10 protein-coding genes are annotated in these 14,267 nt (G+C 44.4%); 1 reads left to right on the top strand and 9 read right to left on the bottom strand.

Features of this window, described 5'->3' with window-relative positions:
* Nucleotides 1–20: 20 nt before the first annotated feature.
* From AB5150_RS14365 to AB5150_RS14355, 3 genes are all read right to left on the bottom strand, one after another.
* Nucleotides 21–746, bottom strand: a complete 726-nt coding sequence (locus tag AB5150_RS14365) for a PP2C family serine/threonine-protein phosphatase (RefSeq protein ID WP_055146873.1) — start codon at nt 744–746, stop codon at nt 21–23.
* Between the two features lie 126 nt (nt 747–872).
* On the bottom strand, nt 873–1,841 hold the full coding sequence (locus AB5150_RS14360) for a DUF5050 domain-containing protein (RefSeq protein ID WP_349093146.1): 969 nt from the start codon (nt 1,839–1,841) through the stop codon (nt 873–875).
* Nucleotides 1,838–2,572, bottom strand: a complete 735-nt coding sequence (locus AB5150_RS14355) for a LytTR family DNA-binding domain-containing protein (protein ID WP_022216241.1) — start codon at nt 2,570–2,572, stop codon at nt 1,838–1,840. Before AB5150_RS14355 ends, AB5150_RS14360 begins: the two co-directional genes overlap by 4 nt.
* Nucleotides 2,573–2,906: 334 nt before the next feature.
* On the opposite strand from AB5150_RS14355, the gene AB5150_RS14350 reads away from it, so the two are divergent.
* Nucleotides 2,907–4,937: a hypothetical protein gene (locus tag AB5150_RS14350; protein ID WP_349093143.1), complete on the top strand. Its 2,031-nt coding sequence runs from the start codon at nt 2,907–2,909 to the stop codon at nt 4,935–4,937.
* A gap of 4 nt (nt 4,938–4,941) precedes the next feature.
* Here AB5150_RS14350 and AB5150_RS14345 read toward each other — a convergent pair whose 3' ends face one another.
* The 6 genes from AB5150_RS14345 to AB5150_RS14320 form a co-directional block, all read right to left on the bottom strand.
* Entirely contained in the window at nt 4,942–6,264 is a 1,323-nt protein-coding gene (locus AB5150_RS14345; protein ID WP_022216243.1) for an MFS transporter, read from the bottom strand.
* Between the two features lie 107 nt (nt 6,265–6,371).
* Entirely contained in the window at nt 6,372–7,592 is a 1,221-nt protein-coding gene (tyrS, locus tag AB5150_RS14340) for a tyrosine--tRNA ligase (protein ID WP_022216244.1), read from the bottom strand.
* Between the two features lie 146 nt (nt 7,593–7,738).
* Nucleotides 7,739–9,520 carry an O-antigen ligase family protein gene (locus AB5150_RS14335; protein ID WP_349093142.1) on the bottom strand — a complete coding sequence of 594 codons (1,782 nt, stop codon included), beginning with the start codon at nt 9,518–9,520 and terminating at the stop codon, nt 7,739–7,741.
* A gap of 15 nt (nt 9,521–9,535) precedes the next feature.
* The gene (cls, locus tag AB5150_RS14330) at nt 9,536–11,068 is read right to left on the bottom strand and encodes a cardiolipin synthase (protein WP_022216246.1); all 1,533 of its coding nucleotides are present in this window, start codon (nt 11,066–11,068) and stop codon (nt 9,536–9,538) included.
* Nucleotides 11,069–11,081: 13 nt separating this feature from the next.
* The gene (locus AB5150_RS14325) at nt 11,082–13,634 is read right to left on the bottom strand and encodes a heavy metal translocating P-type ATPase (RefSeq protein ID WP_349093140.1); all 2,553 of its coding nucleotides are present in this window, start codon (nt 13,632–13,634) and stop codon (nt 11,082–11,084) included.
* A gap of 65 nt (nt 13,635–13,699) precedes the next feature.
* Nucleotides 13,700–14,035, bottom strand: coding sequence for a metal-sensing transcriptional repressor (locus AB5150_RS14320; RefSeq protein ID WP_022216248.1), 336 nt, complete (start codon nt 14,033–14,035; stop codon nt 13,700–13,702).
* Nucleotides 14,036–14,267: the final 232 nt, after the last annotated feature.

Below are 14,267 nucleotides of genomic sequence, written 5' to 3'. Positions count from 1 at the left end.
TATCCTCCAACAATATTTACCTACTTAACCCAAACGGCAATCGCCGAATTGTTATCCATATCCGTACACTTACCGTTTTGCCTTACTATCTCAACCATTGCATCCAACCACTCATCAACACTGTTTGATTTCTTCAAAGTCTTAGTCATTGCTTTTTCATCTATCAATTCCCAAAACCCATCTGAACACAAAAGAAATGCCTGAAATCCATTTTTATTTATAATCTCAGAACAATCATACTTTTTAGTCTCCCATGGACTACCTATAACCCTCAGCAATTTATTCCGGTCTTCATGCCCTCTGATTTTTTTCTCTTTTAGCTTGTGCGCCAGAACCAACATCTGAGGAACGCTATGATCCAAAGTTCTTTCAACCAACTTACAATTTTGAAAATAATATAGACGTGAATCGCCTATATGGGCCCATTTGATCTGATCGCGACATATATCTAACGCAACAAGTGTCGTTTTCATGCCATTTGCGAATGTACCCTCTTGAATATTCATTACTCGTTTTTGAGCTTCTTCAAATATATCTGACAAAAGATCAGCGTTACTGTCTCCAACTAATTGTGTAAGATCTCTGGCTGTTTCTATCGCATTTGAAGAAGCAACTTCACCACGTCCATGACCGCCGAGTCCATCAGCCAATACAAATATATTTCTCTGATTTACATGGAAATTTCCAACGGAATCCTCGTTTTTCTCCCTGTTTCCTATGTCGGAATATACCTTATATGTTATCATTCTAATCCCCTCCATCTCTTGTGAAATTATATCATATACTATATATCTCCACGTTTTTGCATGTCTGTATGTCGTTTTGCCATGTCTGTATTTTGCTTTTTTTCGGCAAACTCCGTAATAACAACATCAATATCCAATCAAAGCTGCTGCAACATTTTTTACGCCCGCTCCACTCTTACTAACAACGAACGCATATGTGTAACCCGAAACAACAAACAGATAATCTCCACAATCTATTACATAATTTATTCCACCATTTCTAACATACTGTGCAGGAACTTTAAATATGGTTCTACGACTTGTTCCTTTACACCTGACAAGTGCGGCTCCCTGTATCTTATATATGTAACCATATTTATTATTTGATATCGGAAGTTTATTAATTGTTGAACTTGTAAGCCATGTAAATGTACTAATTCTGTTTTTTGAAGTTGAAATACTCGTGCGAGTCATCTTTCCGTTTGTTCCTATTGCATATGTGACAGAATTACTTCCAGTAAATATGACTCGATTTTTTCCAGCAATGAGCTTATCTGTTGAAACCTTCCCACTGAATCGATAAATGCACTTCTTATTTCTTCCGTTGGAATCCATTCTATATATGCCCGTAGAGCCATATTCAACCTTAACGTTTGCATTCCACGGAGCAGGGCCTTTTTTAACACCTATATAATAAATATACTTTCCGACAACAACAGGGCTATAGCCTTCCGCAAGGACTTTCGTCTTCTTACCATCCTTTGACATTCTATATACATACCTGTTACGGGCATCGGAACCAATATATTTATTTACAGTGCAATATATATTTTTTTTTGTAATTGTCAGATCCGTACAGCGCAAATCAGATATTTTTTTCTGACGTTTTGTAGATGTATTGTACATATACAACCGCCCTCCTTGAGCCCCTGATCCCACTGCGTAATACAGCATCTTCCCACTCATTGCCGCATATGACGGCACATATAACTGCTCGTACCTACTTGTTCTTGTACTGGCATATACATTATCACCACTAAACAACTGAACCTCTGAAACCAGCAGTATTATGCCCATAATCATCACAATAAACTTTCTTATTTCTCTTTTTTTCATTGAACTACTTTCTCCTTTCTATTTGCATTAACATCTCCATACCGTCTACCAATCTTTATCTCCTCCCCATCAACCATCGTAACGGTCTGATGATTATAATTACTGATATAGTCCCTGTTTACCACCGCAGCGGCTGAGCATCTCACGAAATTATCTGGGAGTTCTTTCATAATCTCGCTGAGAGGTCTGTATTCGTAATATTTGCCATCACGCTGGTCATTTTTTCTATTTGTGTAATATATCGTGACTCTGTTCTCTATTTTGATGTACATTATGTCGCGGCAATCAAGGATATTGACGTTCCTGTCATATCGGATTTTGATGAATTGCTTCTTGTCATCATTGTTCATCTTCTCCACAAGATCATTCATGAATGTCACAAGTCTTGCATCATGCCTGCCTTTAAGCATACAATTCACATGATTCGCCTCGTATATGTCTAGTTCTTCAGGGATTTTGTTTACATAAAAAAGAATCTTGCAAGATGGAGCTACGGCATTGATCCTCTTTGCCAGGTTCACACCATTCTTGCCATTTGGATACAGAAGCTCTGTTATAAAGATGTCACAGTCGAACTTCTGATAGTCGATATCCAGCATTACTGAATCAAGGTTATATGAAACAAATCTCACATTTTCGTTATCAATAATGTTGTTTTTAATTTGAGAGCGCAGGAAATATACTGTTCTCTGCGTCTCGTCTGGATTTACATCGCATACGCCTATTGTCATATTGAATTCTCTCCCCCTCATTTATCTATGCGGTTCTCCGCCTCATTGCATATCAATTTAAAGAAATAAATGATCTTTATCAATTATTACCTGATATTATAGAGTCTGAAGTAATATGACTTTCAGGCAATGTAATCCGCACTCCAGACATACCATTGTCTATATTGCATGTTTCATTGTCTATTTTCGTTATTGAAAATTCCTTATTCTATTTTGTCGAAATATATCCTTTGTTATGTTGAAATAGCTCATTTTTTGTTATATATTCATATAGTGCTTAGCACATATATTTACTAAACCAACCTATTTCATTTCCATGAGGGGGAAACAAAAGATGAAATATCGTACCAGACCGGCGGAACACATATGCTCTCTGGAGGAACTTTTCACAGAGCATCTGGGGCTTAACATTCCCATTGTTCCACAGACGTCTTCATACTCCAACAAACATACTTTCAGCCAATTATTATTTTCACAGAATCCGAACCAATATGACGATATTGACAAAATAATGTCATTTTCCGTCTTCAAGGATGCGGATATAGAATGGCTTAAGAAGGATGCAGATTCAGCCCAGAAACCTCTGTACTATCTCATCCATCCTGACGAGAGCTATCCTACAGGCACGAAGCTTAGTGTTTTCTTTTCCAACCTGGCAAATAAGAACTTTTCCGGAAACGAGCAGCCTCTTCCTATAAGAGCTCTGCTGAATGCGATAGATTACGACAAGCTGTGTGCTCATCTTGACAATCTTATAGAAACAAAAGGCGCACTGGACTCTGATTTTATAGTTTCACTGCAGTCATATCTGAGCAATGTCCTGTCAACCGACAACAATCTTACACATTATTGCTCTTTGTTCAAATGCACCTCACCATCAGAATACCTTGCTACGATCCTTTTGTATGCGCTTTTTGATGATGTGAATTTCCCTGCATATGCATCGGAGGTTGCAATAACAAGAAATATCAAAGAACCTAAGGTCGCACATCCCGTGACTGATCTGAACAACCCACATTTTCAGAAGCTAATGAATGATGCCAGGAGGGTTGACAAGCTACAGGCATTTGCAACATATACACTGATAGTCCTTTACTCTGTACAGATGCTTGCAACCATCTTCTCTTCTACCTGGATCAGTTCCTATGAGGCGACAAGCACAAAGGGGACGCTGTTCAGTATTGTCATGCTGTGTGCATCCATCATTTTGACAGCTTTGAGATTTATTCCATTCTCATTGCACAAGAAGTATTCGGAGCTAAGCCTGATACTTGAACATTCCGTGCTTGATGAGAACAGTAACACCTATAGCATTACATATAATCATTTTCAGAACTGTTCGAGATCTTTTAATGATATACAACAGGGGAGACGAGTCATCATCACCTTGTTCTGTATGGTGAGTATTCTGTATATTGTTGTGTCATTTGTATTTAACAGCTTTCCTCTGCTGGTGGCTCTCGTCAGTTTATCATTTGGTGGAGTTATGCTTATCGACAGCATGGTTCATGACCATATTACCTACAAAAGGTATGATGCTTTCTTCTCCTCGGATCTGCCAGGTCATGTTCCTGCGTCCAGATTCGGAGTAGCGCGCATGTGCTCATGGGATTACGATTCCAGACTGAACTCTTTCAGACACACCAGCTACAACAAGCTCACAAACTACAGTGAGGATTGCATCCGGCATATATATGATCAGGTAGCGGATTCGTCCAAATACAGTTGGGCTACTCTAACCGCTTTCATTGTCACTCTTTCATCCATAGGTGTGATCGCCGAGATCCTTCAGCTTGTGAATCCTGACCTGGAGTATTTCAGAATGCCAAATGCTTCCATGCTCTATTCCGTCACAATGATCCTTATTTTGCTGAACGGTGTTCTGAACATACTTATACTTCTCCGTGCGAGATCCCATTATCAGAAAATGGCCGAATTCTCATTCTACGCCGGCAATCCTGACTCTGATAATTATGAAGTAGCAACACTGTTCCGACACAACCTGTACGCAGGCAGCATATCTGAGCTTGCGATTGCCAGAGGAATATATAACTACAATTTGTGTCAATTTGAACAGAGCCTGTCCACATCGGACATCCAGCCACCTGACGACCGTTATCATCCTATGTATATCGTGAATCAGAAGCTGCATCTCATCACAGATGTTGCGCTGTGTATATTTGTCGCATACCTGAGCACGGCAGTATGGCACGCAAATAATCTCCGAAATCTGATAGGCCTGCCCATTCTTGTCGCAGTGTATGCCCTGTGGACATTTGCAATGTATCCACTATTCAAATACAGAAAGATCAAATCCAGCATCCGCAAGCTGAATGTTGAACATAAAAATAAGGAAACACGCTGAACAACTAAGCGTGTTTCCTTCTCTTTTCTATTTCTTTTCTTCTCAGAACCACCATCGCTATGACAAGAGGCGACACGAGAAATACCAATTTTGCCCATCTCATGCCAAGGGCTCCCACAACCAGACTTATTGCAAATATCCCCAGCTGATCTCCTATTCCATATGACAGTGTGGACATGGCTGACGCCCTTCCTCTGACCGATATATCTACACTTTCCATGACCATAAGATTTATCAGTTCTTCCGCAGAAAAGTAAAATCCATTCATGCAGCCCCAGAGTATTCCCAGCAACACCGATGAAACTCCATGCCCTACTCCAAGTGTAAATGCCATACCTGATATGAGGCTAAGCGCTATTCCCATCTGCACCACATATCTCCGTTCCATTTTGTCTGCAAGTATTCCTGTCAGAACATTTATAGCCAATGATGCTATGGGCTGTATGAGCAACACTGTATTCACATTGCCCTCTCCCATACCTGAGAAGGCACACAAAGGTTCATTGTAATATGTTATGCCTGCTGTCGCCATCCCCACCACGCTTATGCTTATGAGAAGATTTCTGGTTGCATGATCTCTGCATATATCTTTGAATGTTTTTATAAAATGTATATGTCCATCATCTGTGTTACATTCTGTACTGTCCACAGATTTTCCCTCACTCCTGTTTGCCGATCCGCCAACACTCGGTGCAGCTTTAGAACCAGTTATATTCGGGAATCTGTACAACATAACCAGTACCATACCTATTACTCCGCCAACAATTCCAACAGCGTAAAGGATCTGCCAATTATGTCCGCCGCCATCCACGTACAATGACCTGAGCAGAGGTATACACATGGCTGCTGCCATGGACACTCCACCACAGATTCCTCTGACAGTTCCTCGATGTTTTCTATCTACCGCATCGACTATGTATATCAGATGTATGTCCAGCGAATATCCCAGTATGAGAATTCCATTGCCAAGCAGGTATATCCACAGATTGTTTGCCAGCAGGCATACTGCACTTCCAACAGCCAGAAGCGCCACATTTATGATCATCATCTTCTTCCTGCCTATGATATCCGTATATGACCTGATAAATGGCGTGAGCGCTCCGATAAGATAAAATGGCAGCATGTCTCTGCTCATATATGCAACCGCCGCTTCAGAACTCATCCCACGCGGATCCATGAGAAATGTCCTAACAGAAAGTGACTGCGTCTTGCCGAACATCTCAGTGCAATAGGAATCCACAAATTGTACAAGTATTATGAGTGCCACAGCCGAGATAGCTGCGACTGCCAAACGTCTTTTATTTGAATCTGCCGTTTTGTCATTCATCAAGTTCTAATCCCCTTCTGTAGTACATAAAAAGGGAAGCTCATCGCTTCCCTTTTTGAATAACCACTGGCCGTTCGCCTTGATATCACTCAAAGCATCAACGACTCTTACTTACTAACCTTCCTGAAGTTCTTCTTACCACGTCTCACAACAACGCCCTCTCCGTCGAACTTCTCCTCTGGAATTGTAATCTGGACATCTGCGATCTTCTCGCCGTCCACAGCAACACCGCCCTGCTCTACGGCACGTCTGCCCTCGTTACGTGATGTAACAAGACCTGACTTAACGAGAACTGACACGATATCGATGGCGCCGTCCTTGAAGTCATCTGCTGTGAGTGTTACTGATGGCATGTCTGCTGCAACACCCTTGGAGAACAGTGCTCTTGCACTCTCCTGAGCCTTCACAGCCTCCTCCTCGCCGTGTACAAGCTTTGTAAGCTCGTATGCAAGGATCTCCTTTGCCTGGTTGAGCTGACTGCCCTCCCAGCTATCCATCTTATCTATCTCCTCAAGTGGAAGGAATGTGAGCATACGGATGCACTTCAGAACATCTGCATCTGCCACATTTCTCCAGTACTGGTAGAACTCAAATGGTGATGTCTTGTTAGGATCAAGCCATACAGCACCCTTCTGTGTCTTACCCATCTTCTTGCCCTCTGAGTTGAGGAGAAGTGTGATGGTCATGGCGTATGCATCCTTGCCAAGCTTTCTTCTGATGAGCTCTGTACCACCAAGCATATTGCTCCACTGGTCATCGCCGCCGAACTGCATGTTGCAGCCGTACTTCTGGTACAGTGCGTAGAAATCGTAACTCTGCATGATCATGTAGTTAAACTCAAGGAAGCTGAGTCCCTTCTCCATACGCTGCTTGTAGCACTCTGCACGAAGCATGTTGTTGACTGAGAAGCATGCTCCAACATCGCGGAGAACATCTACATAGTTCAGGTCGAGAAGCCAGTCTGCGTTGTTGACGAGAAGCGCCTTGTCCTCTGAGAAGTCTATGAACTTGCTCATCTGCTTCTTGAAGCAGTCAACGTTGTGCTGGATAGTCTCCTTTGTCATCATCTGTCTCATATCTGTACGGCCTGATGGATCACCGATCATGGCTGTACCTCCACCTATCAGCGCGATAGGCTTGTTGCCTGCCATCTGAAGTCTCTTCATCAGACAGAGCGCCATGAAGTGGCCTACATGCAGGCTGTCAGCAGTCGGATCAAAGCCAATATAGAATACTGCCTTACCATTATTTACTAAATCTCTAATTTCATCTTCATCTGTTGTCTGCGCTATAAGCCCTCTGGCTACAAGCTCGTCATAAATCTGCATGTCCCTCTAGACCTCCTGTATTTATTTATTCAATGTGCGGTTCACTAGCACCACACAGGCAAATATTATAACATTTTGCTATGCACTGTGGCAAGTATATACACACAATTCCCTGTATTATTTTCTTATAAATCATATTTCACACATCATTTTCTGCCGCCGATTTCTGATCGACACCTGTATCTGCGGCACAGTCCTCCTGCAATGGCTATGAGCAGGAATATGTATGGCGTTGTGAGCGACTGGTTAAGATTGACAAATGCCTGAACGGCATACCCGGTTATCCCGAGCAGAACAGCTATCATACTGCCCTCATCCTCAGCATATCCAAGCAGGCACTCCAAGCCAGTCCCTGTCTTTGAACCTCTTACAGTTCTTGAATCTCTCGATGTCTTCTTCTCCTTCGATCTTTTTCCTGCAGATTGTCCGCTTGCGTTTTCATTCTCATTCATCACAGCTCCTGATACCGCAGTTCTCACAAGCGCACCACCTGTGGTAACCAGCAGTCCTACGTAACTCACTGCACCGAATATTCCTGTGGTTATCAGATACTGCAGATACTCATTGTGAGCATTATCATATATAACACCCACCGTATTCATCATATCGTCATAGTACCTGTCAGTCATGATCGCCTTCACTGATTCATTTCCATAACCGAACAGCCTCTGTGGAACACTGAAATCCCTGTACGCCTCCATGAGCCTTCTCCACACGAACCCCCTGTAATTCCCCCAGGAATCCTCAAATGAAAATATACCCATGTGGTTGTGCACCGCATATATCACTGCAGCCACTATGCCTGCAAGCGATACGCCGACCGATACAGCAAGTGCTGCCTTTCCGCGGAACTTCACAGTCCACTTTGAAGCCAGCCTTATGGCCGCCCATACAACGAGAACGACCACGGACACTATCCACACCATCCGGCTGTCACTCACAAAGTAGCTCAGTCCGTCAAGCTCCGAATATCCACTGTCCGTCTGTCCCAGAATAATACTGATCGCCAGGACTCCGCACGCCATGACCAGGCATACATCCGCAAATTCTTTTATCTTTCCTCGGTATGACGCCCATATCCACGCAGCTATCATGGCACCGCCCACACCTGCGTATGCAAGGTTTGCATTGGATATGATCACCGCACCTGTTCCTGTGAGCACAGCGATGACTGCTGTTATCCGTATCACTATGCTCTCTTTTCCCTCCGAGCTGATATACGCCCCGGCTGCCACCGGAACCAGCACGCACAGGAAGCTTGCAAATATGTCGATATTGCCCAATGTGGATATGTATACATTTCTTATGCTCTGCATCAGCCCTTCCCTGAGTCCAAGGAAATCATATCCCATGAACTGGCATATGCCGACAATTCCCACAAATGAGCCCGCAAGCATGAATATGACCACCACATACCGCCTTATCCTGCAATATCTCGCCATACACACATACAGGAAAAAGACCAGCAGCACGAACTGAAGTCCGCACCTTCTGCCCTCCTCGCCTGTATATGCTGCTGCCTTATTCCCTGACATAAAGAATGCCAGAACATTTGCCAGAACAAATCCTGCCATGAATATATCCATGGTCATGATATTATGCATATCCATAAAATGTCTCAGGCGTCCAATAAACCTGCTGCCATGTGCCGCCCCTGCTGAAGCATCTACATTCCCGCCTGAGCTCTGCGACCCATGCCCTGTGCTGACATTCCGTCCCAGCACATCCACCAGCACCGCCAGCACCATGAGCACCGCATATATGCACAGCGCAATATAGAACGCCCTGTACTTGGTTACTGTTATATCAAAATATTTGTCATGCATTATCAGGGGATATGCAGCCCCCATATATATAAGAAATAATGTGGTTATTCCGTTCTGAAGTTCCCGCCTGCCGTCTCCTGCAATGTTGTCTTTTCTGCCCATACGGCTATACTCCTTTTATAAAAGCGGTGACAATAATCTGAGTATCGCACCAAGTATATTCACCCTGCTTATGTTATTTCTGCACCACGGAATATCTATCTCCTCCGACTCGGCAAATGTATCCATCATATCCTTCTTCACATCTTCTATGGCCTTGCAGTCATACAGGAGAGTTCCACACTCAAAGTGGTGATAGAAGCTCCTGTTATCCAGATTGATGGATCCCACAGATGCAAGCTTGCCATCCATGAGCAAAGTCTTTGAATGTATAAATCCAGGCGTGTACTGATATATCTTCACACCCGCCAGAAGCAGCTCCTTGTAGCTGAACTGGGTCATCTTGTATATATATTTCTTGTCCGGAATGGCCGGCGTAACAATACGCACATCCACGCCCCTCTTGGCTGCCAGCTTCAGTGCCAGCATGAGCTCGTTACACACGATAAGATATGGGGTAAATATATAAATGTACTCCCGTGCATCATTTATCATCTGCATGTACAGATTCTCACCCACATTCTCTCCGCTCAGAGGACTGGACTTGTACGGCTGAACATATCCGTCACTTACGCCACTATAGTCGATCTCCACCGGTCTATAGTTGTTGTAGCTTCCCTCTGAATATCTGAAGCTGTTCCACATCTGAAGGAACATAACAGTGAAGCTCCAGGCGCCCTCGCCCTCAAGTCTCACTCCACTGTCCTTCCATTTGCCGTACTTCTCTATCTTGTTGATATACTCGTCAGCCATGTTGTAACCGCCGGTGTGAGCTATCTTGCCATCAATAACAGTGATCTTCCTGTGATCCCTGTTATTGAAGATAGTGGCAAAGAATGGAACCACCTGATTGAACGCCATACATTTGATACCGTAGGATTCAAGTTCCTTCCAGTAATACTTCGGCACATTGAACACAGATCCGATGTCATCATACATGAACCTGACATCAAGTCCCTCCGCAGCCTTGCGCTTCAATATCTCAAGTATGGTATCCCACATATAACCCTTGTCCACGATGAAATATTCCATGAATATATACTTCTCCGCACTCTCCAGGTCTCTGATGAGATCATCCATCACATCATCGCCTATGGCATAATACTTTACACTGGTATGCTTGTACAGAGGCGCCTCAGCCACATTCTCCATATAATTACATATCCTGTATGTAGGCTCCGACTTTAAATTCTCCGCTGGGACCCAGTTGTCCCCCTTGACGTTCTCATATACCTCCTGCTGGAGAACCCGCAGAAAATTCTTTCTGAGTTTTTTAGGTATCAGCACATGTCCATAGAGCACATACATGAGACCTCCCAGCACCGGGAATATGAGTATCGGCACCATCCATGCCATCTTTACCATAGGGTTAGTATCCTTTGTTATAAGATACATTACAACTATTACGCTGAGCAGCTTGAGAGCACCCGATATATAGATATATCTGTCCTGAAGAAAAACAACCCCCAGTATCATGATCGCCAACTGGACGACCACAAGAAAGCACGTTATTACCATTCTGCTTAGCAATCTGTTCAGTATCTTCTTCATATATTTCCTGCCTTTACTGAATTGATGTCACCTTATAATCCTGATCCTCTACTGTCTTCTTGAGCACGCTGTCATCAACGTCTGCCTTGAGAGTGACAACCGCTGTTCCTGTCTCATGGCTGACTACAGCCTCCTGCACCTGGTCAAGGGCCTCAAGACTCTTCTTGACTCTGGCTTCACAATGTCCACACATCATACCTTCGATCTTCATTGTCTTTGTCATAACTTTGTCCTCCTTGATTCTATATCTTTTATTTTTATCATAAATGTCTGTCAAATTCAACCTCAACGCATTTGTAACAACACAAAAACTTGACAGGCTCATGGCAAACGCTCCGAACATAGGATTGAGCGTCCAGCCAAATATCGGGATCCACACGCCGGCGGCAAGTGGTATTCCAATTATATTATATATAAATGCCCAGAAAAGATTCTCTTTTATGTTCTTAACTGTTGCCCTGCTGAGTCTTATGGCCGCCGGAACATCTGTGAGCTCACTCTTCATGAGAACAACATCCGCAGCATCTATGGCTATATCCGTGCCTGCACCTATGGCTATTCCTATATTTGCCCTTGTGAGTGCAGGGGCATCATTTATTCCATCACCAACCATGATCACATGCCCCTTCTGCATGAGATCTCGCACAACGCTCTCCTTGCCGTCCGGACGCACGCCCGCTATTACTCTGTCTACGCCGACCTGCTCTCCTATGGCTTTGGCGGTTCTCTCATTATCACCGGTTAACATAACTACTGAAAGTCCCATCGACTGAAGCTGGCATATGGCCTCAGCGCTGTCCTCCTTCACAGTATCCGCCACGCCTATTATTCCGAGGACTCTGTAATCTCCGTCAGCCTCCTCGGCAAAGAACATAGGTGTCTTTCCCTGCTGTGATACCTTCTCCGCACTGTCCTTCATCGTCTCAGGTACATCTGCATATCCCTTTATATAATCCATATTTCCGCCGATGATCTTTCTGCCGTTCAAACTTCCCATCAGACCGTTGCCCGCAACAGCCTTGAAATCGGATACCTCATAATTTTTATCCTTCTGTGCATCACCTGTCTGGTAATTCTCACTGTAGTATCCAACCACAGCTCTTGCCAGAGGATGCTCTGACAGCTTCTCCAGAGCCGCAGCCTTCTGCATCAGCTCGTCACCACTGACATTCTCGGCTGCCAGTATATCCGTCACTACAGGCTCTCCCTTTGTGATCGTTCCGGTCTTGTCCATGACCACTATGCTGCTCTTTCCTGTCTCCTCAAGAGCAGTCGCAGTCTTGAACAGTATTCCGTGCTTGGCACCTATTCCATTTCCCACCATGATCGCAACAGGTGTGGCAAGCCCAAGGGCACATGGGCAGCTTATAACAAGCACTGATATTCCTCTCGCCAACACATAACCGGCATCCTTGCCCACTATTATCCACACTATCATCGTGATAAATGCTATCAGTATGACAACAGGTACAAACACTCCCGAAACCTTATCAGCAAGCTTTGCTATTGGAGCTTTGGTAGCCGCCGCATCACTTACCATATCTATTATCTTGGACAGTGTGGTATCCGCACCTACCTGTGTAGCACGGCATTTCAGATAACCCGACTGGTTGATCGTCGCCGCAGACACACGGCTTCCTGCAGTTTTGTCCACAGGTATGCTCTCACCCGAGAGAGCTGACTCGTCCACGGCGGAATCCCCCTCAAGGACTACTCCGTCCACAGGAACGCTCTCACCCGGTCTAACGGCAAATATATCTCCAACCGCAACTTCGTCTATATCCACGGTGACCTCCTCACCATCCCTGATGAGAACGGCTGTCTTCGGGGCAAGATCCATCAGACCTTTGAGTGCGTCCGTGGTTCTTCCCTTTGAATATGCTTCAAGCGTCTTGCCGACTGTTATAAGCGCCAGTATCATGGCCGCAGATTCAAAATAAAAATCATGCATGAGCGTCATGACACGCTCACCGTCACCTGCTGTCTGCGCCGCTGTCATGGCATAGAGCACGTACACGCTGTATATGAATGAGGCACCTGAGCCCATGGCAACAAGTGTATCCATATTTGGCGAGCCGTGTATAGCTCCCTTAAATCCACTCACAAAGAATCTCTGATTTATCACCATCACAATTATGGTGAGCAGCATCTGCGTGAGTCCCATCGCCACATGATTGCCGTCAAAGAAGCTTGGAAGCGGCCAGTTCCACATCATATGGCCCATTGATATATACATGAGGGGAATAAGAATTATAACTGATGCCACCAGTCTCTTCTTCATTTTTCCGAATTCTTTGTCCGCCTCACTCTCACCGGAACCGCTGCTCTTCCCACCTGAATGTGAAGTATTTCCGCCAGCAGATCTTCCACCCGCCAGACTCGCACCGTATCCTGCCTTCTCAACTGCAGCCACTATAGTTCCGCTGTCGGCTGTTCCATCCACCATCATGGAGTTGGTCAGGAGATTCACTTGACACGAGGTAACTCCCCCGACATTGGATACGGCCTTCTCGACTCTTGCACTGCATGCACTGCATGTCATTCCTGTCACATTGTACTTGTCCATATATTTCACCTTTCTTTATCAAGCATCAGTCAGTTCGTAACTGCACTTGCCAATAACTGACATATCTATTTCATGAGTCTGGTAACCGTATTTACCAGATCCTCTATAGTATCATCCTTGCCATTTCTTATATCGTCTGCAACACAGGTCCTGATATGTTCAGCAAGGAGCTGTCTGTTGAAGCTGTTGAGTGCCGCATTGATCGCCGACACTTGGAGCACGATGTCTGTGCAATAGGCATCATTTTCCAGCATACTCTTCACGCCTCTTATCTGCCCCTCTATCCTGTTCAGTCTGTTGAGAAGCTTCTTATACTCCTCGTCTGTCCTTGTCCTCACCCTGGCTTCCACATCGCTTATCTCTCCGCCATGATGACAGCAGCATTTCTTCTGTTCTTCCATATATCTTTCCTCCATCCTTATTGAACTCCAGCCATGCAAAATTTGCCTTCGGCAAATGGCTGGAGCTACATGTCAAGTTTTCATAGAAAACTTGACACATCCCTTGTACATCAGCCATTTCTGTTCACATTTCAAATGACGCTGCATATATGCCATCTAAGTTAGCAACCACCACTTCAAGTGGTGGTTTATTATCAGCCCTCCAAAGGGCTATTGTTACTGCTCGCCCCAA

The organism is Coprococcus sp. RTP21281st1_F1_RTP21281_210402 (assembly GCF_040915325.1).
Classification (GTDB): domain Bacteria; phylum Bacillota; class Clostridia; order Lachnospirales; family Lachnospiraceae; genus Coprococcus; species Coprococcus aceti.
The sequence above is the reverse complement of the archived record's forward strand: the minus strand, read 5'-3'. Positions and strand labels throughout refer to the sequence as shown.

Excerpts from the sequence above, each read along its gene's own strand:
- tyrS (WP_022216244.1), bottom strand. The coding sequence starts at position 7,592 with ATGCAGATTTATGACGAGCTTGTAGCCAGAGGGCTTATAGCGCAGACA.
- AB5150_RS14350 (WP_349093143.1), top strand. The coding sequence starts at position 2,907 with ATGAAATATCGTACCAGACCGGCGGAACACATATGCTCTCTGGAGGAA.
- AB5150_RS14335 (WP_349093142.1), bottom strand. The coding sequence starts at position 9,520 with ATGGGCAGAAAAGACAACATTGCAGGAGACGGCAGGCGGGAACTTCAG.
- AB5150_RS14360 (WP_349093146.1), bottom strand. The coding sequence starts at position 1,841 with ATGAAAAAAAGAGAAATAAGAAAGTTTATTGTGATGATTATGGGCATA.
- AB5150_RS14355 (WP_022216241.1), bottom strand. The coding sequence starts at position 2,572 with ATGACAATAGGCGTATGCGATGTAAATCCAGACGAGACGCAGAGAACA.
- AB5150_RS14320 (WP_022216248.1), bottom strand. The coding sequence starts at position 14,035 with ATGGAAGAACAGAAGAAATGCTGCTGTCATCATGGCGGAGAGATAAGC.
- cls (WP_022216246.1), bottom strand. The coding sequence starts at position 11,068 with ATGAAGAAGATACTGAACAGATTGCTAAGCAGAATGGTAATAACGTGC.
- AB5150_RS14325 (WP_349093140.1), bottom strand. The coding sequence starts at position 13,634 with ATGGACAAGTACAATGTGACAGGAATGACATGCAGTGCATGCAGTGCA.
- AB5150_RS14345 (WP_022216243.1), bottom strand. The coding sequence starts at position 6,264 with ATGAATGACAAAACGGCAGATTCAAATAAAAGACGTTTGGCAGTCGCA.
- AB5150_RS14365 (WP_055146873.1), bottom strand. The coding sequence starts at position 746 with ATGATAACATATAAGGTATATTCCGACATAGGAAACAGGGAGAAAAAC.